This is a genomic window from Blastococcus atacamensis (assembly GCF_002938425.1).
GTDB lineage: Bacteria > Actinomycetota > Actinomycetes > Mycobacteriales > Geodermatophilaceae > Blastococcus > Blastococcus atacamensis.
Genome location: NZ_POQU01000006.1, coordinates 32131 through 57938 on the forward strand (window position 1 = coordinate 32131; position 25808 = coordinate 57938).

Sequence of the window (25808 nt, forward strand, 5' to 3'; positions counted from 1 at the left end):
CATGGAGCTGAAGGACGCCGTCGTCGTCGTCACCGGCGCGGGCAGTGGGATCGGTGCGGCGCTCGCCCGGCGGTTCGCCGCCGAGGGCGCCGCGGCCGTGGTGGTCAGCGACCGGGACGGCGAAGCCGCGCGGCGGGTGGCCGGGGAGATCGGCGGGACGGCGGACACCACCGACGTGACCGACGAGTCGGCGGTCACCGCGCTCGTCGAGCGCACGCTGGCCGCGCACGGTCGGATCGACCTGTTCTGCTCCAACGCCGGGGTGTTCTCCGGTGGGGGAGTGGAGACCCCGACCGCGGTCTGGGAGCAGGTGTTCGCGGTCAACGTCCTCGCGCACGTGCACGCGGCGCGCGCCGTCCTCCCCTCGATGCTCGCGCGGGGCAGCGGCTACCTGCTCAACGTCGCCTCCGCGGCGGGCCTGCTCACCACCCCCGGCGACGCCCCGTACACGGTGTCCAAGCACGGCGCGGTGGCCTTCGCCGAGTGGCTGGCCGTGACCTACGGCGACCGCGGGATCAGGGTCAGTGCCGTCTGCCCCCTGGGCGTGGCGACCCCGCTGCTCCTCGACCCGCTCGAGGAGGGCAGCTCGGCCGCCTCGGTGGTCGCGGCCTCCGGCACCGTGCTCACGCCCGAAGAGGTCGCGCGGACGGTCGCCGAGGGGGTCGCCGACGAGCGGTTCCTGATCCTCCCGCATCCCGAGGTCGGCACCTACTGGGCGCAGAAGGCCGCCGACCCCGACCGCTGGCTGGCCGGGGTCCGGAAGCTGGTGCGGAAGACCGTCAGCTGACGGCCCGGACCCGCTCGGCCACCAGGTCGGCGACGGCTCCGGGGCGGGTGGCGGCCGGGCTGTGGCCGCCGGGCCACTCGAGGACTCGGGTGGCGCGCTGTGCCATCGCGCGCTGCCGGTCGGGGTGCACGACCTCGTCGCCGGCGCACACGACGTAGGTCGAGGGGACGCTGCGCCAGGCGATGCCCTCGGGCACGCCGCGGAAGACGTTCCGGCCCACCGGCCGCAGGCGGGCGGTGGCGACCGCGGCCACCTCGGGGAGCGCGTCGCCGTACAGCAGCTGGGCGCCGAGGTCCGGGTCGAGGGCCACCTGGTCCGCGGTCACCCGCAGCGCCTCGCCGAGCCGGGTGTCGGGCAGCCCGGCGACTGCCCCCGGCCGGCTGACCGACTCGCCCTCGTCCAGCTGGTAGGCGGCGACGTACACGAGCTCGCGGACCAGCGGGTGCCTGCCGGCCGCCGTGATCACCGCGCCACCGTAGGAGTGCCCGACCAGGACGGCGGGGCGGCCGAAGGCGTCCAGCGCCTCCTGGGTCACCCCCGTGTCCTCGGCCAGGTCGGTGAGCGGGAGCTCGACCGCGACGCTGTCGATCCCGCGGGCGGCCAGGGCGGCGCGGACGCCGTCCCAGCACCACGCACCGTGCCAGAGACCGTGCACCAGGACGGCGCCCGGCGCGGTCATGCCCAGCGGGGCGCGCGCTTCTCGGCGAACGCGGTCCGGCCCTCGAGGTGGTCCGGGTGCCCGCCCGCGTCGCCCTGGTGGCGGGCCTCGATGGCCAGCGCCGCCTCGAAGCTCACTTCGCTCACCGCCCGGAACTGGCGCTTGGTGAGGGCGAGCGCGTGCGCCGGCCCCGATGCGAGCAGCTCGGCCAGGGCGTGCGCCCGGCCGGTCAGCTCGTCGGCCGGCACGACCTCGTTCAGCAGCCCCAGCTGGGAGGCCTCGGCCGCGGGGATCGACCGCCCGCTGGCGGCCAGCCAGAAGGCGCGGGCGTAGCCCAGTTCTCGCACGAGGTACCAGGAGACGGCGGTGTCGGGCACGAGGCCGACCTTGCCGAACGCGCAGGCGAAGGACGCGGTGTCGGCGGCCAGGCGCAGATCGCAGGAGAGGGCCAGGCCCATGCCCGCGCCCACGGCCAGGCCGTTGACCGCGGCGATCACCGGCTTGGGCATGTCGGCGATCGTCTGGGCGAGCGGGTTGTAGGAGCCCGCCACCGTCTCGTCGGCGTGCTCGAGCTCCTCCACCGCGGCCAGGTCCTGCCCCACGCTGAAGGCGCGACCGGTGCCGGTCAGCACGACCGCGCGGACGCCCGCGTCGGCGGCCACCTCGCGCAGCGCGCCGATGAGCTCCCAGCGGGTGGGCCGGTCCAGGGCGTTGAGCTTGTCGGGGCGGTTCAGGGCGACGGTCGCGACCGCGCCCTCCCGGGTGGTCTCGACGGCGCTCACGCGGTGCCTCCTGGTCCGTACTGCTCGGCGTCGGGGTGGATGCTGCTGCGCTCGGCGCCGGGCACCGAGTAGCCGCGGTCGGCGTAGGGGAAGCCGTCGAGCTCCGTCGTCTGCGGCCGCATCTGGTAGTACGACCGGATCTCGTGGATCAGCCCGTCCTGCCCGGTGAACCACTCCGCGCCGCGGGTCGCGACCCGCTCGGAGGCGCCCTCGGGCAGCCACCACATGGTCCACTCGATGACTGCCTGCTCGGGGGTGGCGCAGATGCTGTCGACCACCCAGCGCGCCTGCAGCATGCCGGTGACCTTGCGCCAGTAGCGGGCCAGGTGCTCCGCGCCCTGGACCGGCCTCGACCCGGTGTTGGGGGCGAGGAACCAGTGCACGACGTCCGGGTGCAGCGTCGAGAGCATCAGGTCGACGTCGCCGGCGCTGCAGCCGTCGTAGTACCGGCTGATCAGGGCGGTCCAGGCCGCGGTCGAGTCGGCCGCGGTCCGCGGGTCGGCCAGGATCGTCATCGGGTCCTCTCGTAGCTGTGGAAGCCGCCGCCGGTCTTGCGGCCGAGCCGTCCGGCGGCGACCAGGTTGTGCAGTGCCTCCGCCGGGGCGATGCGCGGGTCGTCCTCGACGGCGGCCATCGACTCCAGAGCCGCGACGGTGACGTCCAGACCGATGAGGTCGACGAGCGCGAGCGGGCCCATCGGGTGCCCGGCGCCCTCGGTGAGGAGCGCGTCGACCTCCTCGACGGGCACGCCGCTCTCGTGCAGCCGTACCGCGTCGTTGAGGAAGGGGATGAGCAGTCGGTTGACGACGAAGCCGCGGGAGTCGGCGCAGCGGATCGGCGTCTTCCCGATCTCGCGGGCCCATGCGGTCGCGGCTGCCCTGAGCCCGTCGGCGGCCTCGACGTCGTCGGGCACCACCACCTCGACGAGCTTCATGACCTGTGCCGGGTTGAAGAAGTGCAGCGCCAGCACCGGACGCTCGCCTCCGACGAACGGCCGCAGGTCCGAGACGCGGAACGACGACGTGTTCGTGGCCAGCGGCACGGAGCTCGGCAACGCCCCGTCGAGGGCACCGACGACCGCCGCCTTGACGTCCAGGTCCTCGGCCACCGCCTCGATCACGACGTCGGTGCCCGTCAGGCCGGCCGGGTCCTCGGTGACCGACACCCGGTCCAGGACGTCCTGCCGGCCGGCCTCGTCCAGGCGACCGCGGGACACGGCCCGGTCGAGGCTCCTGCCGAGCGTGCCGAGGAGCCGGGCACCGGACGCCGACGTGCGGGCGAGCACCTGCACCGGCCGGCCGCTCCGGGCGACCGCCTCCACGATGCCGACGGCCATGTGGCCGGTGCCGACGACGCCGACCGGACCCGTCCACGCACCGGCGGTCGCCTCGTCGGTCACCGTCGTGCCGGTCGGCTCCGCGGGGCGGACGACGTCCAGCCGGTCCCGGTCCTCCGGCGGAAGCGCCGACAGGACCTCGATCGGCCCGGCAGGGTGGCCGGCGCCCAGGCGCATCGCGGTGTCGACGTCGGCCGGTGTCGCGGTTCCGCGCTCGACCAGCAGCGCGGCGTCGCGCAGCAGGCCGGTGAGCACCGCCAGCACGTCCGGTGACGACGGTGCGGCGACGGTCACGGTGCCTCCTGGTGCGTCGGCGCGCCGCATCCCGCTGAGCGGCGCCACTGCCGCGGTCGAGTCTGGGCGCCCGCGGTGCCGTCCGGAAATGACTCCTGCCCATGTGCAGCCATTCGCAGAATCCATGACCGCGCGCTCAGAGGTCGAGCGTCTCCGAGAAAGCGCGCACCCGGTCGGCCAGCAGCGGGATGGTGGGTACGGCGATGCGCTGGAAGTGGTCCGACGTCCCGTGCGCGCGGTAGGCCTCGGCGTCGTCGTACAGCTCGAAGAGCTCGAAGACCAGCGGCTGCTGGGGATCCTGGTGCGCGATCCACAGGCGGCAGCCCGGCTCCTGCCGGGACAGCGGCCCGAGTTCGGCGAGGGCGGAGCGGACGTCAGCGACGGTCTCCGGGGTCGCCGTCCACGTGGCCCGTACGACGTATGCCATTCCTCGTCCGTCCTCTCGGTGAGCGGTGAGCCGCCCGGAACGGACGGCGGGGATCCCGGCACGTGCCACCGTCCCCGCCGTCCGGCCCGTGTGCAGGGCGACCTCTTTCAGGACCGGGCGTCCGCCAGTTCGGCGAAGGTGTCGGCGACCCAGTCGGCGACGAAGGTGCTCACATACGGCAGGTGGTCGAGGCCGATGTGCTCGGTCGCGCCCTCCTCCGGGGTGAAGACGCGCAGCTCGCGCTTGGGGGAGTTGACCGCCTGGTCGTAGGAGCGGTGGGCGTACTCGACCGGGATCTGCCGGTCGTTGGCGCCGTGGGCGATGAGGAACGGCACTGTGATGTTCTCGACGACGCCGTCGAGGTGGACGCCGTCGGCGAAGTCGAGGAACGCGTCGAGGTCGTTCTCGTCGCCCTCCTGCCCCCACACCCAGAGCACGTGCTCCCAGTAGTGGGGGACCGGGCGCTCGCCCTCGCGCTCCTTGCGGCGGCGCTGCACCGCGCCCCAGTTGTGGTTCGCGCCCCAGGCGACGCAGAGCGCGAGCCGCTTCTCGAAGGCCGCTGCGCGGGGGGAGTAGTAGCCGCCCAGCGACCAGCCGACGATGCCGATCCGGGCGGCGTCCACGTCGGCGCGCGTCTCGAGGAAGTCGACGGCCGCGCCGGCCCACACCTCGGCGTCGATGCGGGCGGTGATCCCCTGCAGGCGCAGCGACTCACCGGTTCCCGGCTGGTCGAGCATCAGGCACGAGATGCCACGGGCGGCCAGCTCCTCCCAGTGGTTCGAGGCGTACATGTGCTCCTTGGTGGAGTCCAGGCCGTTCACGAGGATGATCACCGGGGCGGGCCCGTCGTCCGTGGCCAGCGCCTGGCTGAAGTACGCGGGCAGCGTCGTCCCCTCGTAGGGGATCTCGACCCGGGAGACCCGAGGGCTGTGCGTGTCGAACGCCTTCTGGGCGATCTCCAGCATCCGCCGGTAGGTCGGCACCCGGTCGGGGTCGGAGTGGGCGATCATCCGCTCGGCCTGGGCGAGATAGTTGCTGGCGCGGAAGTACAGCTGGCCGGCGGTGCGGGTGTGGCCGGCCTTCTCCGCGTCCTCGGCCTGCCCGACGAGCTGGTCGGTGAGGGCCGTCCAGGCGCGGAGGAAGTCCCGCGTGCCGGCGTCCTCGCCGGCGTTGGCGGCGTCCTTGATCGGCCGGCAGGCGCGGTCCACCTCGTCGATGAGGCCACCGGAGTTCAGTGCTCCGAGGATGCCGAGGTTCCAGGTGTAGGGGCCGGTGGGGAAGTACTCGAACAAGGGCTTTCCTCTCAAATGGACGTGCGGACGGCGTCGCTGATCGATTTCACGCCGCCGTGGGCGGTCAGGCCGCCGTCGACGGGGATCTCGGCGCCGGTGATGAAGGAGGCGGCGTCGCTGAGCAGGAACGCGATCAGCGGAGCCACCTCCTCGACGGTGCCGGTGCGGCCGAGCGGTGTCTCGGCGAGGTTGGCCGCCCGGAAGGCGGGCGCCGCCGAGGCGGTCATCGGCGTCTCGATGTAGCCCGGATGCACCGTGTTGACCCGGATGCCGCGCGGTCCGAGCTCCAGGCACGCGGCCTTGGCCAGCCCGCGCAGGGCCCACTTGCTCGCCGTGTAGGCGACCGGGAAGTGCCCGGTCAGCGCGGCGACCGAGCCGACGACGACCACCGAGCCGCCGCCGGTCATCAGCGGCGTCAGCGCCTGGATGCCCAGGAGGGTGCCGGTGACGTTGACCTCGGCCACCCGCGCCAGGTCGGCCGGGTCGAGCTCGCCCAACCGCGCCCGCCAGGTGATCCCGGCGTTGGCGACCAGACCGTCCACCCTGCCGAGGCCGGCGGCCAGTGCCGCCCAGGCCGCGGCGTCGGTGACGTCGAGCTGCCGGTACTCGACCCCGGGCAGCGCCTCGACCGGCTCGGGGGTCAGGTCGCAGCCGAGAACGGTGGCGCCCTCGGCCGCGAGCAGCCGGGCCTCCGCGGCGCCCTGGCCCTGGCCCGCTCCGGTGACGACGACGACCTTCCCGGTGACCGTCACGACGGCCGGGTCCGGGCTCGCGACCGCTGCCGGGCGGGGCGGACCGGGGGCAGGTCGAGCCCGGGGACGACGCGGTTGCGGATCGTGCCGATGCCCTCGACGGTCATCTCCACGACGTCGCCGGGGACCAGCGGGGGAGGGGCCTGGTCCCCGTGCCGTCCCCACAGCTCGGCCAGGCAGCCGCCGTTGCCGCAGGTGCCCGAGCCGAGCACGTCGCCGGCCCGGACCTCCGTGCCGCGCGAGGCGTAGGAGATCAGCTCCTCGAACGGCCAGCCCATGTTCGACAGCAGGTCCTGCCCGATCTCGACGCCGTTGACCGACACCCGCATGTCCAGCGCGAGGAAGCCGTCGGCGTCGCGGTAGGGCGCGAGCTCGTCGGCGGTCACCAGCCACGGACCCAGGGTGGTGGCCGAGTCCTTGCCCTTGGCCGGGCCGAGGCTGACCTTCATCTCGCGGGCCTGCAGATCTCGGGCCGACCAGTCGTTGAGGACCGAGTAGCCGAAGACGTGCTCCCGGGCCTCCTCGGGCGTCAGCGAGGCCCCGTCCTTCCCGATCACCACGGCGACCTCGAGCTCGAAGTCGAAGCGCTGCGACCCGGGCGGGACGGCGACGTCGTCGTGCGCGCCGACCAGCGCGTAGGGGTTGGTGAAGTAGAAGGTGGGCGCCTGGTACCACTCCTGGACCACCCCGGCCACGCCGTCGATGGCCTTCCGCACACCTTCGACGTGCTCCTCGAAGGCGACGAAGTCGCGGACGGTGGGCGCGGTCAGCGGCGGGAGCAAGCGCACCGAGTCCACCGGCACCGCCGGTCCCTCGAGCGCTGCGGCACCGGCCTCGAGCGCGGCTGGGAGCCCCGCGCGGACGAGGTCGAGCACCGTCGCCCGCGCGGGGAGTTCGTGGAGCCCGGCATCGCTGACGACGCCGGCAGCGATGCGACCGGCCGCCTCCCAGGTGGCGAACCGCATCAGACCGGGGGAGCGACGAACAGACCCTTGTCCGGGTCGTTGAACGACTTCTTCGCGACGAACTCGTTCATCGCGTTCGCCGTGCCCCACTGGTCGGCGGTCATCGGGTCGGTGATGTCGTGGAGGGACGGGTGCCAGGTGTCCTCGTCGATGGTCTCCAGCTCGGTCGTGTACTCGACCGTGTTGCCGTGCGGGTCGAGGAAGTAGCTGAAGGTGTTGTTGCCGGCCTTGTGCCGCCCGGGCCCCCACACCTTCTCGACGCCCGCGCGCAGCAACCGGCCGGTACCGCGCATGTACTCGTCCAGGCCGCGCATCTCGAACGAGGCGTGGTGGAGCGAGGGGTGCGGGCCTTTGGCGATCGCCATGCTGTGGTGCCAGGCGTTGGTCCGCATGAAATACATCATCTTGCCCATGTGCGGGTGCATCAGGGTGTCCGACAGCGCGAAGGCGAGGTGCTTCTCGTAGAAGGCGACGGTGCCCTCGGGGTCGGCCGAGTTGAGGACGACGTGGGAGAGGCGGACGGGGATCGACTCGCCCTCCTCGATGGTGCGGTGCTGCCGCACCTCGACGTCGGAGCTGACCTCGATCGTGCGGCCCTCGTTGTCGAAGAACCGGAAGCCGTAGCCGCCACCGGGGGTCTGCAGCGCACCGGGCTCGCCGATCAGCTGCACACCGTCGGCGGCCAGCCGCCCGGCCAGGGTGTCGACGTCGGCGGCGTTCGCGGCGCCGAACGAGATGAGGTCGATCCGCTTGTCGGCCGCCTGGCGCAGCCGGACGATGTACTGCTCCGGCGAACCCTCGGCGGCCAGGAAGGCCAGCCCCGTGTCGGTGTGCTCGGGCTTCAGGCCCCAGATGCCGGCGTAGAAGTCGAGCTGCGTGGCGAAGTCCGGCACGGCCAGGTCGACGTGCCGTAGGTGGGTGATCAGTCGCTGGGTCATCGGGGTCTCCAGAGTGGTGGACGAGGGTTCAGGCGGGCTGGCTGGTGAGTGCGGCGATGCGGCCCATCAGGGCGGGGACGTCGCCCTGCTCGTGGGCGAGCTGCCACCGGGCGAGCTGCAGGGAGGCGTCGACGACCGCCTGGACGCGGTCGTGGCGGCGGGTGGTGAATGCGGTGAGCAGCTCGTCGTCGAGGGTGTCGGCGCCGATGAGCATCTCCGCGAGGACCGACGCGTCCTCCAGCGCCTGGGCCCCGCCCTGCGCGAGGGTGGGCGGGCAGGTGTGGACGGCGTCGCCGATGAGGACGACCCGCCCGCGGTGCCAGGGCTCGTCGAGCAGGTGCTCCTCGAACCACGTGTAGTGGATGGTCTCCGGGTCGGTGATCGACTCCCGGATCTCGTCCCACGGCCCGTGGTAGGCCTCGGACAGCTGCCGGACCAGGGCCACCTTCTCCTCCGGGCCGAGCGTGGTGCGGTCCTGCGCGTCCTCGACCAGCACGGCGTAGAGGGAGTCCTGACCGGTGGGCGTGTAGCCGGCGATGTAGCAGGGGCCGCCGTAGAAGAACTCCGAGTTCTCCACCTCGGCGGGCCGGGGGGCGAAGACCCGCCAGATGCCCATGCCGACCGACCGGGTCTCCAGCGGGATCTGCAGCATGCGGCGGGTCCAGGAACGGACGCCGTCCGCGCCGATGACCAGGTCGTAGCGCCCGGTGGAGCCGTCGGTGAAGCGCACGTCGACGCCGTCGTCGTCCTGCTCCAGCTCCTGGATCGTCGTGGAGAAACGCAGCTTGACGCCCGCCCGCTCCGCCCGGCCCACGAGGATCCGGGCGAGGGCGGGCCGGTACATCCCCATGCTGGAGGGCAGGTCCGGGCCACCGGACCGGTGGTTCGGCAGGAAGGCCACGACCTTCGCCTCCGGGTCGAACGGGGCCCGGAGCACCAGGCCCTCGGCCTCCCAGCCCTCGGCGCGGCACTCCTCCAGGACGCCGAGCTCCCGCAGCACGCGCACGGCGTTGCCCTGCAGCGTGATGCCGGAGCCCAGCGCGGTCACGTCGGGCTTGATCTCGGCCAGCTCGACGCTGACGCCGGCGTCGGCGAGCAGGATCGCCGCGGCGGCGCCGGCGGTCCCCCCTCCGACGACCAGGACGGTGTTCACCGCAGACATGAGGACTCCTTGGTCACTTGACGGCGATCGGGTTGACCGGGGCGCCGACGGCGCCGGTCACGGGAAGGGGGGCGGCGGTGAGCCAGAAGTCGTAGCGGCCGTCCTCGGCGCAGTCGGCGGCGAGGGCGTCCAGGTCCCACATCTCGCCGATGAAGAGGCCGATGTTCGGGATGGCGACCTGGTGCAGGGGCTGGAAGGCCACGTCGAACTCGTTGGGCCGCACCTCGAAGCCCCACGTGTCGGTGGCGATGCCGGCGATCTCGGTGCCGTGCAGCCAGTCGGCGGTGGTGAAGGACAGGCCCGGGGAGTCACCGCCGGCGTAGTCCCCCCAGCCACGGCCCTCGGCGATGTCGCGGCGGGCGCGGGTCAGTCGGCCGGTGCGGACCACGACGAGGTCACCCCGGCCGATCCGTGACGAGTCGCCCTGCGCGGCGATGGTGGCCTCGAGGTGCTGATGAGTGATCGCGAAGCCGTCCGGGAGCTCGCCGTCGGTGCCGATCGCCCGGCCGACGTCGAGCAGCACGCCGCGACCGGCCATCAGGCCGCCCACGGTCTGGATGCCGGTGACCTTGTCCCCGTCGCTGGTCACCACGTCGCCGGCCCGCCGGCCGTTCCAGGCCGTGCCGTGGTCGAAGATGTGCCCCAGGCCGTCCCACTGGGTCGAGGCCTGCAGCGGCATCGCGATCACGTCGTCGGCACCGCCGATCCCGTGGGGGAAGCCCTGAACGCCCCGCTCGGCGTCGGTGCCGGTGTCGAGCATCGTGTGCACCGGGTTGGTGCGGCGACGCCAGCCCTTCTGCGGCCCGTCCATGTCGAAGCTCTGGGCCAGGGAGAACGACGCGCCCCGGCGGACCAGGGCCGCGCCCTCGACGCGCTTGGCGTCGTCCAGGAAGTTCAGCGTCCCCAAGACGTCGTCGGCACCCCACCGACCCCAGTTGCGGCAGCGCTCGGCCGCGGCGGCGATCGCACCCTCCGGATCGGACCGGTCGAGGAGCGGGGAGGACTCAGGCACGGGTCGAGAGTGGTCCGGCCCACACGGGTGAGGGAAGACGAGATGTCTGATGACAGCCATCAGCGGCGTCTATACGGTGCGCCCGTGAACCTCGCCGGCCTGGACCTGAACCTGCTGGTCTCCCTCGATGCCCTCCTGCAGCAGCGCAGCGTCACGCGGGCCGCCGCGCAGATGGGGCTCAGCCAGCCGGCTCTCTCGGCATCGCTGGCGCGGCTGCGCCGGCACTTCGACGACGAGCTGCTCAGCCGCGTCGGCAACGAGTACCGCCTCACGCCGCTGGCGACCCAGCTGGAGGGTCTGGCGCGGGTGGCGCTGTCCGGTGTCGAGCGGGTGTTCAGCGCGCAGCCGCAGTTCGACCCGGCCTCCTCCACCCGGGAGTTCTCGCTGCTCGTGAGCGACTACGGCGTGGCCGTGTTCGGCGACAGCATCGCCGCGCTGATGTCGGAGGAGGCGCCCGGCACCCGGCTGCGCTTCGCCGCGAACACGCCGCAGATGGTCGACCGGGCCGACCAGGTGCTGCTGACCACCGACCTCCTCGTGCTGCCGCACGGCTTCGTGTCCGACCTGCCGCACCTGGACCTCTACCGGGACGCATGGGTCTGCATCGTCTCCGCGGACAACACCGAGGTGGGGAACGAGCTGACCGTGACCCACCTGGAGTCGCTGCCCTGGGTCGTCACCTACAACGGGCCGACGGCGTCCACCCCGGCGGTGCGGCAGATGCGGATGCGCGGCATCGAGCCGCGGGTCCAGGTGGTGACCGAGAACTTCCTGACCGTCCCGGGTCTGGTGACCGGCACCGACCGGGTGGCGCTGCTGCAGCGGCGCCTGGTGGACCTCCTGCCGCTCAACACCGGCATCCGGACCCTCCCGGCCCCCTTCGAGGCGGGAACCCTGGTGGAGGCGATGTGGTGGCATCCGGTGTACCAGCACGACCCTGAGCACGTGTGGCTGCGTGATGTCGTGCGGCGGGCCACGGCACTGGCGACCGGGGATCCCACCGCTGCGCCGGTCCTCGATGCCGTGAATGGCCGGCCTCAGGAGAAGTGATTTCCGCTGCGGCCAGGTTGTCCTGACACTTCCACGCCAGTGACGCCGATCACCCGGATCGGCGCACGGCATCCGGAGACGCCCGTGTCGGAACGTGTTCTCGAGCCCTCGGTGACCGAGGAGCCCCTCGCCGGTGAGGTGGCGGTCGACCCCGCCACCGGCCGTCCCGCCGGCCGGGCGCAGGCCGCGGTGCTGCTGCTGGCCAGCTGCCTCGCCATCCTCGGCGCCGTCCTGCTGGCGCCGGTGCTGCCGGCCATCCAGGAGGCGTTCGCCGGAACACCCGGCGTGGAGGCACTGACGCCCGTCGTCCTGACCGCGCCCGCCCTCGTCATCGGCCTGACCGCGATGATCGCCGGTCGGATCGTCGACCGCGTCGGCCGCAAGCGGCTGCTGGTCTCCGCTCTCGTCGCCTATGCGTTCGTCGGCACGGCCCCCCTGTGGCTCCCGTCGCTGGAGCTGATCGTCGCCAGCCGCGTACTGCTGGGGCTGACCGAGGCCGCCATCATGACCTGCTGCACCACGCTGCTGGCCGACTACTTCCACGGCACGACCCGGGAACGCTACTTCGGGCTGCAGGTGGTGTGCACGACCGTCGCGGCGACGATCTGCTTCGGCGTCGGTGGGGCGCTGGGAGCTGCGAACTGGCGCGCCCCGTTCTGGCTCTACGTCGTCAGCCTGCCGCTGGCCGTCGCCGCGGCGAAGCTCATCTGGCAGCCGGCCCCGCGGGCGCAGGCAGCGGCCCGGACCTCCGGGCTGGCGCCCCTCCCGTGGCGGCAGCTGGGTGTGCCCGTCGGGGTGACCCTGCTGGGCGGGCTGGTCTTCTACGTCCTGATCGTCGAGCTCTCCTTCACCCTCGACAGCATCGGTGTCGAGTCCACCGCGACCCTCGGGGCGGCCAGCGCGATCGCCTCGCTCGGCACGGCGATCGGCGCCTTCCTGTTCGGCCGGCTGGCCCGACGGGGACCCGCCGTGCTCGTGCCGCTGGCGTTCGGCCTGTCGGGAATCGGGATCATCGGCCTCGGTCTGGCCTCCTCCGTGCCGGTCGTCATCGCCTTCGCCGTGGTGACCGGGTTCGGCAACGGGCTGCTGCTGCCGGCCCTGCTCACCTGGGCGCTCAGCTCCCTGGGCTTCGAGCAGCGGGGCCGGGGGACCGGGGTGTGGACCTCGGCCGTCTTCATCGGCCAGTTCTTCTGCCCCCTCGTCGTCCTCGCCCTCACCGGCGCCCTCGAAGGATTGGGCAGCGCTCTGGTGGTGCTCGGCGTCGTGTCGGTCCTCACGGCCGTCGGGGTCCGCCTCGCCCGCCCCGTCCAGGCGGTCGAGCCGGCGCACTGACCGCACACGGCGAAGTCCCCGACCACGGCAGCGGTGGGGGCTCCGTCGTGGGAGGCGTCGCCGGGTTGCGGTCCGGGGCCGCTCGGCGATGCTCGTCAGGGGACCGTCGGGCGGCACCATCACCGGACCCGCGGCCGCACCGTCGAGGAGAACGCTCGTGAGGATCACCGCCGCCGTCGTCGAGGAGCTGCACGGGCCGTTCGTGGTCCGGGAGGTCGACCTCGACGAGCCCGGTCCCGGGGACGTCCTGGTCAAGGTGGCGGCCACCGGCTTCTGCCACACCGACGGCATCGCCCGCGACGGTGACCTGCCCTTCCCGCTGCCCGGCGTCCTGGGTCACGAAGGGGCCGGGACGGTGGTGGCGGTGGGGGAGGGCGTCACCGGCGTCGCCGAGGGGCAGGATGTCGTCCTCGGCTGGCCGTCGTGCGGAGCCTGCCGCAACTGCCGGGCCGGGGGAACCGCGCTACTGCCTGCGCATGGGCGAGCTGGTCGCCGGCGGCTCCCGGCTGGACGGCTCCTCCGCGCTGCGCGGCACCGACGGCTCACCACTGGCCAGCCATTTCTTCGGGCAGTCGTCATTCGGCACGTATGCGATGACCACCGCCTCCTCCCTGGTTCCCGTGCCGGCCGGACTGCCGGTGGAGATGATGGGCCCGCTGGCCTGCGGTCTGGCCACCGGTGCCGGCGCGGTGTTCAACACGCTGCGCCCGGAACCCGGCAGCTCGATCGTCGTCTACGGCGCCGGGACCGTCGGGCTCGCGGCGGTGATGGCGGCCCGCAACTCCGCGGCGACGACGGTCATCGCCGTCGACCGGCACCCGGCCCGGCTGCGGCTCGCCGAAGGGCTGGGCGCCACGCACACCGTGGACGCGACCGGCACCGACCCGGTGCAGGCGGTCACCGAGATCTGCGAGGGCCCAGCGGACGCCTCGCTGGACTGCACCGGCAACATCGCCGTCATCCGCCAGGCCATCGACTCCGTCGGCATGCTCGGGACGGCGCTGCTCATCGGCGGCGCACCCGCGGGGGCGGAGTTCAGCGCCGATCACCTGAGCACGCTGTGGGGCAAGACCATCCGGGGGACGCTCGGTGGCAGCGGCCACGGCCAGCAGCTGATCGCCGCCCTCATGGACCTGCACGCACAGGGTCGCTTCCCGTTCGACCAGCTGGTGCAGTTCTTCCCCCTGGACCGCATCGAGGACGCTGTCGAGGCCTCCTACAGCGGTGCGGTGGTCAAGCCCATCCTCACCATGCCGCACTGATGCCCGCCGCCGGTGCCCTGCCGGCTCGGGGCCCGGGTTTCGGACCGCGAGCGGCAGGGCAGGGCCAGGCGCCGACGAGGAGGGCTGGATGAACCTGGAGAAGGTGGTCTTCGGGTTCTTCGTCGTCCTCGCGGCGACCCTGAACTTCGGCTTCTTCATCGGCGACATCGACGACCCCGCGCTGCACAACCCCTACGAGCTGTTCGCGGCCGTCGTGGTCAACCTGATCGCCACGGTGCTGAAGTTCGGCGACCGGACGCAGATCGGTGCCGTGCACCTGGCGACGAGCCTGGTGGCCGACCTGCAGCTCATCGCGGCCGCCATCTTCTTCGGGTACGCGACGCTGGTCTCGACAGCAGGCATGAACGAGTCGTGGACGGCGAGCGTCGTCTCCCTGTCCGGCGGCGCGCTGCTGGCCAACATCGTCTCCGTCGTCCTGCTCGTCGTGGAGACGGTCTCCTTCCACCGCGGCTGACCATGGGCAACCCGCTGCAGGCCTTCCGGAGGAGACTCGCCGGCTCGGAGGGACCCGACCAGCGGCGGGTGCGCCGGGCGGCCTTCCGGGTCGCGGCCACCTCCGCCGCCCAGGCGTCGGCCACGGTGTTCCTGGTGCTGCGGCGGATGCGGGCGCCGCTGATCGTCCTGATCGTCATCTTCGCCGTGAGCGTGCTCGGGCTGACCCTGATCCCCGGAGAGGACGGCGACGGGAACCCCTGGCGGATGGGCTTCTTCGACGCCTTCTACGTCATGAGCTACACCGCGACGACGATCGGCTTCGGGGAGCTGCCCTACGCCTTCACCTACGGGCAGCGGATGTGGGTGACCTTCTCGATCTACCTCGCCGTGATCGGCTGGGCGTACGCGATCGGCACGCTGCTGGCCCTGCTGCGGGACCGCGCCTTCCGGTCCGCGCTGGCGCTGCAGCACTTCAGCCGCAAGGTGTCGCGGCTGCGCGAGCCCTTCCTGCTCATCGCCGGCTACGGACGGACCGGTGAGCTCGTCGGGCGGTCCTTCGACAAGCTGGGCCGCCGGTTCGTCGTGCTCGACCTGTCGGAGGAGCGCATCGACGGCCTGGAACTCGGGTCCTACGTCGGTGACGTCCCAGGCCTGGCCACCGACGCCCGCGATCCCGGGCACCTGGCGGTGGCCGGGCTGGGGCACCCCTGCTGCGAGGCCGTCGTCGCGCTCACCAACGACGAGGAGGCCAACCTGACCATCGTCATGGCTGCGGCGCTCCTGCGGCCGGAGCTGCCGGTCATCGCGCGGGTCAGTTCGCGCACCATCGCCGAGCGCATGCAGGCGTTCGGCAACCCGAGCACGGTGAACGCCTTCGACCGGTTCGGTGACCACCTGCGGCTGGCGCTGCGCTCGCCCGCCACCTACCAGCTGATGCGGTGGCTGGAGAGCGGTCCGGGAGGCCGGCTGCCCGAACGGGCGGCGCCGCCGGTCAGCGGCCGCTGGGTGGTGTTCGGCTACGGGCGCCTGGGCCGGGAGCTCACAGCGGACCTGCGAGCCGAGGGGCTGGACGTCACCGTGGTCGAGGTGCAGCCGACCGACGTCGGCGGCACCGACGTCCTCGTGGGCGACGGGTCGGACCCCTGGGTGCTGGCGCAGGCCGATCTCGACCGGGCCGTGGGGCTGGTCGCGGGCACGGACAACGACACCACCAACCTCTCCCTGGTCGCGGCAGCCCGACGCAGCAATCCGTCGCTGTTCGTCGCCGCGCGCCAGAACCGCCCCGCGACCGCGCCGCTGTTCGCCGCCATGGACATCGACGCGCTGCTCGTGCCGACGGAGGTGGTCGCCCACGAGGTGTACGCGCAGCTGTCCACGCCGCTGCTGTGGCGGTTCATCCGCGAGATGCCGAGCATGGGCGACGCGTGGGCCCAGCGGATGGTCGACCGGCTCACCGACGTGTGCGGCACTCGCCTCCAGACGCTGTGGAAGGTGCGGCTGACGGCGGCGGAGGCCCCGGCGCTGCAGCGCTGGCTGGCCTCGGGCACGGCGACCCTCGGCGCGCTGCTGCGCAATCCCGAGGAGCGTGAGGAGCCGCTGCACGCGGTGACGCTGATGGTCCTCCGCGGCGGGGAGGCGACGACGGCGCCGGCCGAGGACTTCGTGCTCCAGCCGGACGACGAGCTCCTCCTCGCCGGCCGGGCGGCGGCGCGGCGCGCGCTGTCCACCATCCTGCTGGTCGAGGGCGCCCTGGAGTACGTCGTGACCGGCCACCGCGTGCCGGCGAGCTGGATCTGGCGGAAGCTGACGCCGGGTCCGCGGGCCGGCGCATGACCGTCCCGGATGCGGCCGGCAGCACCCGGACCTAGCCTTCGCGGGTGGCCAGAGAGGACCTGCAGGACCTCGTCCGCCGTCGTCTCTGGGAACTGGCCAGGACGGCGCACGAGGCGTCGCGCCGGTCACGCTGGGTCATCCCGCCCGAGACCCTCTCGTTGATGGCCCGCCGTGGTGGCAGGAGCTTCATCAGCGAGGGGCTGGCCGGATTCCTGGCGCGTGCCCTCGACGTGCCGGAGAACCGGGTGCGCCGGGCAGCCGGGCTGCCGCAGGTCCCCGACGAGCGGGAGAGCATCACCACCCGGCCCGATCTCCGGCTCATCCGCGGCGACGGCGTCTGACCGGCTCGGATCGCGGCGCGCTCAGAGGAGCAGGTGGGAGCGCAGGAAGGCGCTGACCGCGGCCAGGCAGGCCGGTGAGTCGAAGCCGGGGTCCTCGTGGTTGGCCCCGGCGAGCAGCCACAGCGTCGAGTCGGCGCCCTCGGCGCGCAGCGCCCGGTGGAGCTCCCGGCTGTGCTCGGACGGGACGAGCCCGTCGCGGTCCCCGTGCATGAGCAGGAAGGGCGGGGCGCCCGGGGAGACGTGCGCCACGGGGCTGGCCTCGCGCGCCGCGTCCAGATCGTCCCGCACGCGCTCGGCGCCGAGCAGGCGTGCCTCGAAGGACGGCTCCGGCAGCGGTCCGGTGACGAAGGGCGGCAGCGGGCCCTCGGGGACGTCGGAGTCCCGCCGCAGCAGGTCCGACACCGGGAACCAGGCGACGACGGCCTGGACCGACGAGTCGCCGCCCGAGGCGTCGGTCCCGTCGTCGGTGAGCCCCAGCAGCGCGGCGAGATGGCCGCCCGCCGAGGCGCCCCAGGCGCCGATCCGAGTGGCGTCGAGGCCGTGGTCGCCGGCGTGCGCGCGCAACCAGCGGACGGCGGCGCGCGCGTCGTCCAGCGGGGCGGGGAACGGCGCCTGCCCGCTGAGCCGGTACTGCACGGCGGCCACGGCCACGCCGCTGTCGGCCAGCGGCAGGAGACGGGCCTCGGCGCGGTCGGTGCGCGATCCGCGCATCCAGCCGCCCCCGTGCAGCCAGATGCACAGCGGCGCGGGCCGGACGTCGGGCAGGTACAGGTCCAGCCGCAGCTCTCCGCCGTCGACCGTCGAGTAGACGATGTCGCGGAGGACCGTCGTCGTCATCACCGGCCTGCCGTGGAGCGGACGGCGGGGACGACCTCGTCGCGGAACAGCCGGACCGAGGTCAGGACCGACTCGACGTCGAGCGAACCCCAGGCGAAGGCGCCGGCGAAGTAGTTGATCTCGCCGATGTCCCGGGCGCGGGCCACCTGCGCCGCCACGGTCTCCGGCGAACCGACGAACACCTTGGATTCGGACACCAGCGCGTCGAAGTCGGGCGGGCCGGTGAACCGGTCGCTGCCGTGGACCCGCCAGAGGTGGGTGAAACTCTCGTAGTGCGCGTCGAACGCGGGCCGGGCGAGCGCCACGGCCGCCTCGTCGGACTCCGCGACGACGACGTGGCGCAGCATGCCGAACCGTGGCGGTGAACCGGGCAGGCTGTAGCGCACCCCGCCCTCGGCGGCGGAGCGTGAGAAGTGCTCGAAGAACACCCGGCTCTGCTCCCGCACGACCTCCAGCGGCGGCGAGGCGAAGCCGAACCCGAACAGGACGTTGTAGCCCTCGTCGCCCAGGCGCGGGATCGAGGCCGCGTTGGACGTCGGGTACCAGAACGGCGGGTGCGGGCGCTGGAGGACGGGGACGTGCAGCGGGATCTCCGCCGCCGCTCCCTCAGCCCCCGGCCGGCGGAAGACTCCCGTCTCCAGCGCCCCGACGATCGCGGGGAACAGCGTCTCGAAACGCTCCGCCGTCTCCGGCGGGGTGAGCCCGTACATGGCCGCCTCGATGGGGGAGGAGCCCTTGCCCACGCCGATGTCGAGCCGCCCGTGGCTGAGCTGGTCGAGCATGCAGATCTCCTGCACCAGCCGCAGGGGGTCGTAGAGCGGGACGATGAACGTGGTCGGGGCCAGGCGGATCCGCTCGGTCTCCCGGGCCGCGGCGGCGAGGAACACGGCGGGGGAGGGCGACAGGCCCAGCGGGGTGCCGTGGTGCTCGGCCAGGTGGTAGGTGCTGAAGCCGTCCTGGTCGGCCTCCGCGAGCACCCGCAGCCGCTCGTCGTACACCTCGGCCGTCGACCGGCCGGGGACGGCGTCGATCCAGTCGAAGAGACCGAACTCCAGCTCGCCCCGGTCGTGCTGTGGCCACATCGGCCTCTCCTCTGTCGCAGGTTCGATCACACGCGGTGCATCGGGGACGGAACCTACCGAGCCCGCGGACCTGCCGCCGCTCCTGGGGACGGCGGCCGAGCGGCGCGGCGCACGTCGAGGGTGCGCGGGCGCCGTCGTGCGGTCGCTGGCAGGGTGGACGGCATGGTCGATCCCTCTCCCGTCGTCGTGGTCACCGGTGCGAACGGACTGGTGGGCGCCGCCGTGTGCCGGGCGCTGGTGGAGCGGTCGGCCCGTGTGCGCGCCGTCGTCCGCCGCGCCGGCAGTGCTGCCGTGCTGGACGGCGTCACGGAGCACGTCGGCGACTTCGCCGACGAGGGGTTCGCCCGTGCGGTGACCCAGAGGGCCGACGCGGTCGTGACGACGGTCCACCCGATGGGCGCCTCGCGCGAGGTGCAGCACCGGGTAGGGGCACAGGGGACGGCGGTGCTCGCCCGGGCCGCGCGGGACTCCGGCGTCGCCCGCTTGGTGCACGTGTCCACGTCAGGGGTCTACGACCGTTCGGCCGGCGTCGGCGACATCGCCGAGGACGGCGCCCTCCTGCCCGAGGGCAGCGGCGACTACCCCGACACCAAGAACGCCGCCGACGCCGCACTCGCGCAGGTCGAGGGGCTCACCACGGTGCTGGTCCGGCCGCCGGCCATCCTGGGGGCCGGCGACACGTCGGTCTGGAACACGCTGCGACCGCGGGCGATCCGGAACGGCGAACGCCGGGCCAACCCGGCGCAGGCCTGGGCCTGGGTGCACGTCGACGACCTGGCGGCCTTCCTCGCCGACGTCGCGACGGGCACGTTCCCGACCGCCGACGATCCGGAGCGAGGTCCCGTGGCCGGTGCGACGACCCCGGTGATCGTCGCCGGCGAGCCGGCGACGTGGCGGGACTACCTCGGCACCGTGACCGAAGCGCTGGGCGTGGCTCCCGAGTGGACCGACGAGCCGGTCTGGACGGGGCAGCTGCTCAGCGACCGCGCGCGAGGCTGGGGCTGGCGGCCGCGGGTGAGCCTCGCGCAGGCGCTGGACGAGCTGCAGCAGGGCTTGGCCCCGCGCGCGTGACAGCCCCACGGGGCCAGGCGCCCATGGCGCCTACGCCCCCGCCGGCGGGTCGGTGCGCCGAGCGCGTCCGGCCGCTGCTACCAACGGTCCGCAGGGATGGGGAAGACCCACCGGCGCCCGGGCCACTCGGTGACGCACCAGAGTTCTTCCCCGGGACGGGACCAGTCGAGGTCCTCAGGCCCGCTCGGCAATACTCCCCGATGGCGGTGCCACCTGTCCGGCGTACCGCGGTACAGGTCCCCGGCCGACTTCGGGCCGGCGCTCGCCGTGAGGAACCACGTGGACCCGTGCACCGCCGCTCCCTGCATGCGCCTCGGTTGGTCCTCGTGGACCGCCAGAGCAGCACATCGGCCGTGGGCGTCGACAGCCGGGAGCCCCGTCTCGGGGTCGACGGGGTAGCGGACGAGCCGGGGAGGGGGATCGTCCTTGCGGCGGTACTCCCCGACGACGAGGTTCGGCCGACCCTCGACGTCCCCGATGGACAGGAACGAGTGCCGTAACCGGCGGGGGCCCCAGCGCAGCGGAACCCGGTACGCCATCAGTTCGGGTAGCACGTACGCGTGGTCCCGGGAAGGACCCGAGCCGCTGCCGGCGGAGCGCCGCAGCCTCTGGAGCCAACCGTGCGACGCCTTGCCGGCTGCGCCGGACGAGTCCTGGGGAAGGGCCAGGACGTCTCCGAGGCGGAAGATGCGCACCCCGCGGCGGGTGTCGGCGACGAGGACGTGGTCGCCGTGGACGGCGATGCCCCCCGCGTGCACCGGGACGGTGCCCATGACCACGATCCCGAGACGCCGGCGGGGCGCGACGAGCAGGACGTGCCGGTAGCGGGGGCCTCCCGGAGCGGTCCGGTCGACGACCGTGATCCGTGAACCCGGTGTGCGCAGCAGTCGGCCGCGCCGGGCGTACCAGCTGACGAGCAGCAGGGTCCCGGACCGCATGGTCGCGACCCCCTGCGGCCACCACCCGGGGTCGTTGCGATCCTGCTCGTCCCAGGTGAACCCCTCAGCCGCGGCCTCCCCCGGGACCGGGCACGCCGTGGCGGCGCGGTCGAGGTCGGCGAGGACGCCGTCCAGCCCGACGGCCGGTAGCCGACCCCTCAGCCTGTCGACGGCGTCGGCCCGGGGCCGTGTCGGCCTCAGCGTGAAGGTCGGTGCGGCGCCCATGAGACCCATCTTCGACGGGCTGCAGGCGGGCGGCGACCGGTCACGACGCAGGACCGGCGGGCGGCCCCACCCGCGACGGGCCGGCCACCGCCGACGGCTCCACCCGGCCCCGTGTGCGATGCCGGCGCCGAGGCCGCTCCATGAGTTCGTACGGTCGGCGCCCCGTCGACCTCGACTTGCTCAGTGAAACTTACGACCGTAGCGTCCAGTCGATGGCTTGGATCGATCCGCTGGCGCGAGGCCCTCGGCCGGCCGAGCGACGTCGAACCGCGCCGATCGGACGCCGAGTCCGGCGATCTTCCCATCCGGGTGATGCCACCCGCTCGGTCCTGGCGCCGGGTGGCCGCGCCAAGGCCGAAGCGGGAACGTCGCCTCGGCGACAGTGGACGTGGCGGCGCCCGGGCTCACGCGGAGCGGTCGGGGGACGTGAAGTGGGTACCACCCGCTCGCCGGTCAGACGCGGGCGGACCGCGGCGCGCGGCCCCGACCGTCTCCCGGGGGCTGCCGCTGTGGCGCCGAGGATCGCCGGGCGGCGGCAACGGGGGCAAGGGCTCCGGCGAGAGGCCTCGGGATTCGCGCTCGCGGGCGCCGTCGGCCTCGCCGTCGACATCGGCGGTTACAACCTGCTGGTCCACCTGGGCGGGGGCGGCGTGCTGGACGACCAGCCGCTCGTCGCCAAGACGATCTCCCTGATCGCGGGGACGTCCGTCGCTTATGTCGGCAACCGGTTCTGGACCTACCGGGACCGGCCACGCGGCCGCATCGCCCGGGAGTACACGCTGTACATGGCGCTGAGCGGCGTCGCCCTCGTGATCTCGCTGGCCTGCCTGATGGTCTCGCGCTACGTCCTCAACCTCACCAGCCCGGCCGCCGACAACGTCTCGGCCAACGGCGTCGGCCTCGCGCTCGGCAGCCTCTTCCGGTTCCTGACCTACCGGCGCTACGTGTTCCAGGAACAGCACGCGACCTGATCCGCCTGGTGCGGACAGCGGCCCGCGTCCTCTCTGTCAGGACGCGGACGGCGAGGCCTCCGGGCGGCGCCGGAAGGGGCGACGTGGCCGGCCCGTCCTGGCCACGTCCGACTCGCGCAGCACATCCACGCGGAGTCGCCGGCCCCGGAGCTGACCCGTGCCCCAACCTGCGAGCAGCACCGATGCTCCGCCGATCGCCAGCCCGGCGATGTCGTCCACGACGTAGTGCCAGCCGAAGTAGATCGTCGCGATGGCGGTCAGCCCGAAGAAGGTCCAGAGCACCGCCCGCACCGTGACGGACCGGATGGTGAGCTGAGCGATGAGGGCCGCGGTGAAGATGATCGACACGTGCAGCGACGCGAAGGCGGCGATGCTGTTCAGCCGGTCGGTTCCCTGCGGATCGATGAGCATGATCACCCGGGACACCAGCAGGCTGTCCTGCAGCTGTGACGTGCCGGTCTGGGGCAGGTCCCGGAACAGTTCGGGCTGTACATAGATGGGCCCTCTCGACGGGAGGACGTAGTAGCTGGCGGTGCCGAGCGCCCAGTTGAGACACAGTGCCGTCACATACCAGCTGGCCTGCCCGGCCCGGCTCTTCATGATGAGGACGACGCCCAGGGACGCCGGAACGAACATCAGGAACGCCAGGTACACCCAGGACAGAATGTGCGCGGAGACCCCGGTGCCGAGCAGGTCGTGCAGGATCTGGGCCGGCGCGACCCCTCCGGTGATCACCCGGTCGGATGCCGTCAGCTGGTCATCGACGAGCCCCGGCCGGAGCAGCGGCAGGTAGTGCTTGAGGTTCCGGTAGGACACGTACGTGACGTAGAAGGCCCCGAGCCCGATCAGGATCGGACGGAGTTGCCGCCAGGGCCAGCGTTCGCGGGCCACCAGGACGATCTGTCGGAGGACGGTCCTGGGCGAGCCGGCACGGCGCACGGCGCGGGGCAGCACGTCGACGGCCAGCAACAGCGCTGCGATCAACGGCAGACGCACGTAGGTGGGCCCGAGGAACCCATCGGGGTCGCGCAGCGGCAGGTCGAGCACGAGGGCGCAGACGACGGCCACGACACTCGTGGTGAGGGCGACGGCCACGGCCATGGCGTACGCGTGCCGGTTGAGAGATCCACGGGGGGCAGGCTCGGCCATACGCGGCTATCTTCTCCGGAGTAGTCGGCCAGCGCCCGTGGTGGTCGAAGCGCGGTTCGAGCCGCCGGAAGGGAGCGCTGTGGGAACGTTCAGCGTACCTGCCGAGGAGGCGCCGTCCCCTCGCAGGAGCTCCGGCTGGTGGACGCTCCCGAACGCCCTGACCGGACTGCGCCTGCTCGCCGTTCCGTTCCTCGGCGTCGTGCTGCTCGACTCGGGGGACACTGCCCGCGGCAGGTGGATCGCCCTGGCCCTCTTCGTCACCGCCTCGCTCACCGACGTCGCGGACGGCTGGCTCGCCCGACGTCTGGACGAGTGCACCGACTTCGGCGCTCTCGTGGACCCGATCGCAGACAAGGCCCTGGTGGCCACGGCCCTGATCTGCATGTCCGCCGGTGACCTCGTTCCCTGGTGGGCGACGGCCGTGATCCTCGGCCGTGAAGCAGCAGTCACGGTCCTGCGGCTGGCGGTCCTCCACCACGGTGTCATCCCCGCGAGTCGCGGCGGAAAAGTGAAGACGGCGGCACAGACGACGATGATCGTGCTCGCACTGGCGGCGCCCGGGTGGACGGAAGTGCTGACGGTCGTGGTGGTGGCGACTGTCCTCTGGACGGTGGTCACCGGCCTGGACTACGGCGCGAAGGCGGCAGCGCTGGGTCGGGTCCGGGGGCCCTCTCTGCAGCCGTCGGCTCCCCGGCCGGAGATGCACGGCTGATCGCGGGCACGGTCGCCGAGCCTGATCCTCCGGAGGGCCGGAGCGGAGCGTCCACCGGACCCGGGACGGGACAAGGTGCCTCTGAAGATCCGCCCGCGATGTCTCACCATCGCGTCGGGCTGGGTAGGTCCCGGGCGTGGTGGCAGCAGAACGGTTCCAGGCGCCCCGGCAGGAATACCGGCCTAGGCGATCCGATCGCGTGAGGAGCCGGATGCTGCTGCGGCCCACCGTCGTGCTGGTGGCGATCCTCGGGGGCTGGGCGGTGACCGCCTGGCTGGTCGACGCGACGGACGTGACGGTCGTGGATCGGATGTGGCGGGAGCGCCTGGTGCCGATCCTGACCGGCGGTGCAGCCCTGGCCGGTGCGGCGGTGGCCCTCGTGGCGCGCAGGCGGCCGGAGCTGGCAGCGGAGGCCGGCGTGGTCGCGGCCGGGGTGCTGCTGGGCGCGGCCGGCACGGCGGCGCTGCACGGCACCCGCTGGGGGTGGTACGGCCTGTACGCCGACACCTCCTTCCGCACGCAGATGGCGACCCGCTACGCCGAGACACCGGCGCTGGTCGACTACGGCTACCGCGATCTGCCTGCCTACTACCCGCCCGCCCTGAGCTGGCTGCAGGGCCGGCTGGCGGCCGTCACCGACCTGGCCGGTTGGGAAGCGGTCAAGCCCGTCCAGTTGCTCGTCGCCGTGCTGATCCCACTGGCGGCATACCTCCTGTGGCGGCCGGTCGTCGGCGCCCTGCAGGGGTCCGCGGTGGCCGCCCTGGTGACGATCTGGGCCGCGCACCCGCACAAGCCCGACGAGTGGCTGGTGCTGACCTGCCTGCTGCCGTGGTGGCTGCTGGCCGTGCGGGATCTCCGCGCGCCGGGGGTCGAGCGGTGGTCGTCCTGGCGACTCGGTGTCGTGCTCGGACTGCTGCTGCTCGTCCACACCTACTGGTTCCTGCCGTTCGGCGTGGCGACGCTGCTCGCGCTGGCGTACGACGCCGTGCGCGCCCGTTCCCGGCCGGGGTTGCAGCCGCGGCTGCCCCTGCGACGAGCGCTGGCCATCGGTGCGATCGGCCTCGCGGTGTCGGCCGTGTCGTGGGCGCCTGCGGTCCTCGCGAGGCTGCGGCTGCCGGCGGACGGTCTGCAGCTGCGCTACTCCTACATCGGCGGCAGCCTCCCACCGTTCCCCTCGCCGGCCGAGGCGTCGCAGCTCGCCGGCCTGGTCGGTGTGGCCTGGCTCGGGTGGACCGCCTGGCGCCGGCTGCGCAGGCACGACCCCGGCGCCCGCACCGGCGAGCTCGCCGGAGGCCTCGGTCTGGCCCTCGCCGGCTGTCTGCTCACGCTGGGCATCGGAGCGCTCGCCGAGCAGGCCGACGTCGGGTTCCTCGCCTTCAAGACGAAGGACGCCGTGATCACGGTCCTGCTGGCCGCCGGTGTGCTCGGCGCTGCCGACTGGCTCCGGCGATGGCTCGAGCGAGAGCGGGGTGCAGGACCGGCTCGCGCGTCGGGGCCGGCTCGTCTCGCCGCCGTCGTGCTCGTCGGCGCTGCGGCGGCCAGCGCCGCATACCACCTCGCGGACGCCTTCGTCACCGGACGGGGGGCGCTGGTGGCCCAGACGACCCGCTACCCCGACGGGTCGGTGCCGACCGGTGATCCGACGCAGGAGCCTCTCGTCCGGGTGCTGTTCGTGGACCCCGGTGGCCCATCCGTCGAGGCGATCCGGAGGGCATGGCGGGATCTGCGCCCCGACGTACCACTGTCGGACGCCGTCCTCGTCACCTCGCAGGTCGACTTCCTCGCCACGACGCCGGTCCACGGGTTCGTGGCCTACAAGAGCATCTACTCGCACCCGAACGGGCAGTTCGAGGACCGCGTCGCCCTGCTCGAAGAGGTCGCCGCCTGCCCGGACAGCGCATGCGCGGCCGGACTGCTGCGCAACAACGAGTTCGATCCGGTCGACGGACTCGTACTGGAGCGGGAGGGAGAGTCGCTCAAGCTGTTCTTCATGGTCGACGACTTCCCGGACCGCACCCGGCGCGCGCAGGTCGCCTTCCCCGACCGGCTGCTGACCGGCCCGGAGTTCGTGCGCACCGAGCTCGGCCGGATCGTCGTCATCGCGCTGCGGCCGTGACGTCGACACGTCGGTCGGCCCTGCAACC

26 protein-coding genes and 1 pseudogene are annotated in these 25808 nt (G+C 73.1%); 12 read left to right on the plus strand and 15 right to left on the minus strand.

Going from position 1 to position 25808, the window contains the following annotated elements; translation table 11 throughout:
- The first annotated feature begins 1 nt into the window (after position 1).
- On the plus strand, positions 2-787 hold the full coding sequence (locus tag C5508_RS03000) for an SDR family oxidoreductase (RefSeq protein ID WP_104523473.1): 786 nt from the start codon (positions 2-4) through the stop codon (positions 785-787).
- Here C5508_RS03000 and C5508_RS03005 read toward each other — a convergent pair.
- The 11 genes from C5508_RS03005 to C5508_RS03055 all read right to left on the minus strand — a co-directional run bounded on the left by C5508_RS03005 (position 780) and on the right by C5508_RS03055 (position 10405).
- Positions 780-1466, minus strand: a complete 687-nt coding sequence (locus C5508_RS03005; RefSeq protein WP_104523474.1) for an alpha/beta fold hydrolase — start codon at positions 1464-1466, stop codon at positions 780-782. The genes C5508_RS03000 and C5508_RS03005 overlap by 8 nt on opposite strands.
- Positions 1463-2227, minus strand: a complete 765-nt coding sequence (locus C5508_RS03010) for an enoyl-CoA hydratase/isomerase family protein (RefSeq protein WP_104523475.1) — start codon at positions 2225-2227, stop codon at positions 1463-1465. Before C5508_RS03010 ends, C5508_RS03005 begins: the two co-directional genes overlap by 4 nt.
- Positions 2224-2742, minus strand: a complete 519-nt coding sequence (locus C5508_RS03015; RefSeq protein WP_104523476.1) for a nuclear transport factor 2 family protein — start codon at positions 2740-2742, stop codon at positions 2224-2226. Before C5508_RS03015 ends, C5508_RS03010 begins: the two co-directional genes overlap by 4 nt.
- Complete coding sequence (locus tag C5508_RS03020; protein ID WP_198597819.1) at positions 2739-3857, minus strand: 3-hydroxyacyl-CoA dehydrogenase family protein; 1119 nt, start codon at positions 3855-3857, stop codon at positions 2739-2741. The genes C5508_RS03015 and C5508_RS03020 overlap by 4 nt, the downstream gene beginning before the upstream one ends.
- Positions 3858-3993: 136 nt before the next feature.
- Positions 3994-4284: a putative quinol monooxygenase gene (locus C5508_RS03025; RefSeq protein WP_104523478.1), complete on the minus strand. Its 291-nt coding sequence runs from the start codon at positions 4282-4284 to the stop codon at positions 3994-3996.
- 107 nt (positions 4285-4391) lie between these two features.
- A complete protein-coding gene (locus C5508_RS03030) occupies positions 4392-5576 on the minus strand; it encodes an alpha/beta hydrolase family protein (protein ID WP_104523479.1) in 1185 nt (394 codons plus the stop codon).
- An 11-nt stretch (positions 5577-5587) separates the two neighbouring features.
- Complete coding sequence (locus C5508_RS03035) at positions 5588-6328, minus strand: SDR family NAD(P)-dependent oxidoreductase (protein WP_104523480.1); 741 nt, start codon at positions 6326-6328, stop codon at positions 5588-5590.
- Positions 6325-7293 carry a fumarylacetoacetate hydrolase family protein gene (locus C5508_RS03040; protein WP_104523481.1) on the minus strand — a complete coding sequence of 323 codons (969 nt, stop codon included), beginning with the start codon at positions 7291-7293 and terminating at the stop codon, positions 6325-6327. The genes C5508_RS03035 and C5508_RS03040 overlap by 4 nt, the downstream gene beginning before the upstream one ends.
- Positions 7293-8231: a VOC family protein gene (locus C5508_RS03045; protein ID WP_104523482.1), complete on the minus strand. Its 939-nt coding sequence runs from the start codon at positions 8229-8231 to the stop codon at positions 7293-7295. Before C5508_RS03045 ends, C5508_RS03040 begins: the two co-directional genes overlap by 1 nt.
- 28 nt (positions 8232-8259) lie before the next feature.
- Positions 8260-9393, minus strand: a complete 1134-nt coding sequence (locus C5508_RS03050) for an FAD-dependent monooxygenase (RefSeq protein ID WP_104523483.1) — start codon at positions 9391-9393, stop codon at positions 8260-8262.
- 13 nt (positions 9394-9406) lie between these two features.
- Positions 9407-10405, minus strand: a complete 999-nt coding sequence (locus C5508_RS03055; RefSeq protein ID WP_232796888.1) for a cyclase family protein — start codon at positions 10403-10405, stop codon at positions 9407-9409.
- 84 nt (positions 10406-10489) lie between these two features.
- Here C5508_RS03055 and C5508_RS03060 point away from each other — a divergent pair, with 84 nt between their 5' ends.
- The 7 genes and pseudogenes from C5508_RS03060 to C5508_RS03085 all read left to right on the plus strand — a co-directional run bounded on the left by C5508_RS03060 (position 10490) and on the right by C5508_RS03085 (position 16679).
- Positions 10490-11455, plus strand: coding sequence for a LysR family transcriptional regulator (locus C5508_RS03060; protein WP_104523485.1), 966 nt, complete (start codon positions 10490-10492; stop codon positions 11453-11455).
- 84 nt (positions 11456-11539) lie between these two features.
- Positions 11540-12787, plus strand: a complete 1248-nt coding sequence (locus C5508_RS03065) for an MFS transporter (protein ID WP_104523519.1) — start codon at positions 11540-11542, stop codon at positions 12785-12787.
- An 88-nt stretch (positions 12788-12875) separates the two neighbouring features.
- Positions 12876-13241, plus strand: a pseudogene (locus tag C5508_RS20655) (alcohol dehydrogenase catalytic domain-containing protein); the annotation flags it as partial.
- 22 nt (positions 13242-13263) lie between these two features.
- A complete protein-coding gene (locus C5508_RS03070; protein ID WP_198597820.1) occupies positions 13264-14049 on the plus strand; it encodes a zinc-binding dehydrogenase in 786 nt (261 codons plus the stop codon).
- 88 nt (positions 14050-14137) lie between these two features.
- Positions 14138-14524, plus strand: coding sequence for a DUF6394 family protein (locus tag C5508_RS03075; RefSeq protein ID WP_104523486.1), 387 nt, complete (start codon positions 14138-14140; stop codon positions 14522-14524).
- 2 nt (positions 14525-14526) lie between these two features.
- Positions 14527-16338, plus strand: a complete 1812-nt coding sequence (locus C5508_RS03080; RefSeq protein WP_104523487.1) for an NAD-binding protein — start codon at positions 14527-14529, stop codon at positions 16336-16338.
- Positions 16339-16382: 44 nt separating this feature from the next.
- A complete protein-coding gene (locus tag C5508_RS03085) occupies positions 16383-16679 on the plus strand; it encodes a hypothetical protein (protein ID WP_104523488.1) in 297 nt (98 codons plus the stop codon).
- 21 nt (positions 16680-16700) lie between these two features.
- On the opposite strand, the gene C5508_RS03090 is transcribed toward C5508_RS03085, so the two are convergent.
- Positions 16701-17516, minus strand: coding sequence for an alpha/beta hydrolase (locus tag C5508_RS03090; RefSeq protein WP_104523520.1), 816 nt, complete (start codon positions 17514-17516; stop codon positions 16701-16703).
- Positions 17516-18598: an LLM class flavin-dependent oxidoreductase gene (locus C5508_RS03095; protein ID WP_104523489.1), complete on the minus strand. Its 1083-nt coding sequence runs from the start codon at positions 18596-18598 to the stop codon at positions 17516-17518. Before C5508_RS03095 ends, C5508_RS03090 begins: the two co-directional genes overlap by 1 nt.
- Before the next feature lie 162 nt (positions 18599-18760).
- Between C5508_RS03095 and C5508_RS03100 the strand changes: the two genes are divergently transcribed.
- Positions 18761-19669: an NAD-dependent epimerase/dehydratase family protein gene (locus C5508_RS03100; protein ID WP_104523521.1), complete on the plus strand. Its 909-nt coding sequence runs from the start codon at positions 18761-18763 to the stop codon at positions 19667-19669.
- A gap of 77 nt (positions 19670-19746) precedes the next feature.
- Here C5508_RS03100 and C5508_RS03105 read toward each other — a convergent pair whose 3' ends face one another.
- Positions 19747-20832 carry a hypothetical protein gene (locus C5508_RS03105; RefSeq protein ID WP_157943932.1) on the minus strand — a complete coding sequence of 362 codons (1086 nt, stop codon included), beginning with the start codon at positions 20830-20832 and terminating at the stop codon, positions 19747-19749.
- Positions 20833-21341: 509 nt separating this feature from the next.
- On the opposite strand from C5508_RS03105, the gene C5508_RS19800 reads away from it, so the two are divergent.
- Positions 21342-21803 carry a GtrA family protein gene (locus C5508_RS19800; protein WP_198597821.1) on the plus strand — a complete coding sequence of 154 codons (462 nt, stop codon included), beginning with the start codon at positions 21342-21344 and terminating at the stop codon, positions 21801-21803.
- A gap of 36 nt (positions 21804-21839) precedes the next feature.
- Here the strand turns inward: C5508_RS19800 and C5508_RS03115 are convergent, their stop codons facing one another.
- The gene (locus C5508_RS03115; RefSeq protein WP_198597822.1) at positions 21840-22904 is read right to left on the minus strand and encodes a phosphatase PAP2 family protein; all 1065 of its coding nucleotides are present in this window, start codon (positions 22902-22904) and stop codon (positions 21840-21842) included.
- 127 nt (positions 22905-23031) lie between these two features.
- Between C5508_RS03115 and pgsA the strand changes: the two genes are divergently transcribed.
- Together pgsA and C5508_RS03125 are read left to right on the plus strand one after the other, a co-directional pair.
- Positions 23032-23664 carry a CDP-diacylglycerol--glycerol-3-phosphate 3-phosphatidyltransferase gene (pgsA, locus tag C5508_RS03120; protein WP_198597823.1) on the plus strand — a complete coding sequence of 211 codons (633 nt, stop codon included), beginning with the start codon at positions 23032-23034 and terminating at the stop codon, positions 23662-23664.
- 211 nt (positions 23665-23875) lie between these two features.
- Positions 23876-25780, plus strand: coding sequence for an arabinofuranosyltransferase (locus C5508_RS03125; RefSeq protein WP_104523493.1), 1905 nt, complete (start codon positions 23876-23878; stop codon positions 25778-25780).
- Positions 25781-25808: the final 28 nt, after the last annotated feature.

Coding starts and splice junctions, on each gene's coding strand:
- C5508_RS03000 (WP_104523473.1), top strand. CDS start 2: ATGGAGCTGAAGGACGCCGTCGTCGTCGTCACCGGCGCGGGCAGTGGG.
- C5508_RS03005 (WP_104523474.1), bottom strand. CDS start 1,466: ATGACCGCGCCGGGCGCCGTCCTGGTGCACGGTCTCTGGCACGGTGCG.
- C5508_RS03015 (WP_104523476.1), bottom strand. CDS start 2,742: ATGACGATCCTGGCCGACCCGCGGACCGCGGCCGACTCGACCGCGGCC.
- C5508_RS03025 (WP_104523478.1), bottom strand. CDS start 4,284: ATGGCATACGTCGTACGGGCCACGTGGACGGCGACCCCGGAGACCGTC.
- C5508_RS03040 (WP_104523481.1), bottom strand. CDS start 7,293: ATGCGGTTCGCCACCTGGGAGGCGGCCGGTCGCATCGCTGCCGGCGTC.
- C5508_RS03045 (WP_104523482.1), bottom strand. CDS start 8,231: ATGACCCAGCGACTGATCACCCACCTACGGCACGTCGACCTGGCCGTG.
- C5508_RS03050 (WP_104523483.1), bottom strand. CDS start 9,393: ATGTCTGCGGTGAACACCGTCCTGGTCGTCGGAGGGGGGACCGCCGGC.
- C5508_RS03070 (WP_198597820.1), top strand. CDS start 13,264: ATGGGCGAGCTGGTCGCCGGCGGCTCCCGGCTGGACGGCTCCTCCGCG.
- C5508_RS03075 (WP_104523486.1), top strand. CDS start 14,138: ATGAACCTGGAGAAGGTGGTCTTCGGGTTCTTCGTCGTCCTCGCGGCG.
- C5508_RS03080 (WP_104523487.1), top strand. CDS start 14,527: ATGGGCAACCCGCTGCAGGCCTTCCGGAGGAGACTCGCCGGCTCGGAG.
- C5508_RS03090 (WP_104523520.1), bottom strand. CDS start 17,516: ATGACGACGACGGTCCTCCGCGACATCGTCTACTCGACGGTCGACGGC.
- C5508_RS03095 (WP_104523489.1), bottom strand. CDS start 18,598: ATGTGGCCACAGCACGACCGGGGCGAGCTGGAGTTCGGTCTCTTCGAC.
- C5508_RS03100 (WP_104523521.1), top strand. CDS start 18,761: ATGGTCGATCCCTCTCCCGTCGTCGTGGTCACCGGTGCGAACGGACTG.
- C5508_RS03105 (WP_157943932.1), bottom strand. CDS start 20,832: ATGGGCGCCGCACCGACCTTCACGCTGAGGCCGACACGGCCCCGGGCC.
- C5508_RS03115 (WP_198597822.1), bottom strand. CDS start 22,904: ATGGCCGTGGCCGTCGCCCTCACCACGAGTGTCGTGGCCGTCGTCTGC.
- C5508_RS03125 (WP_104523493.1), top strand. CDS start 23,876: ATGCTGCTGCGGCCCACCGTCGTGCTGGTGGCGATCCTCGGGGGCTGG.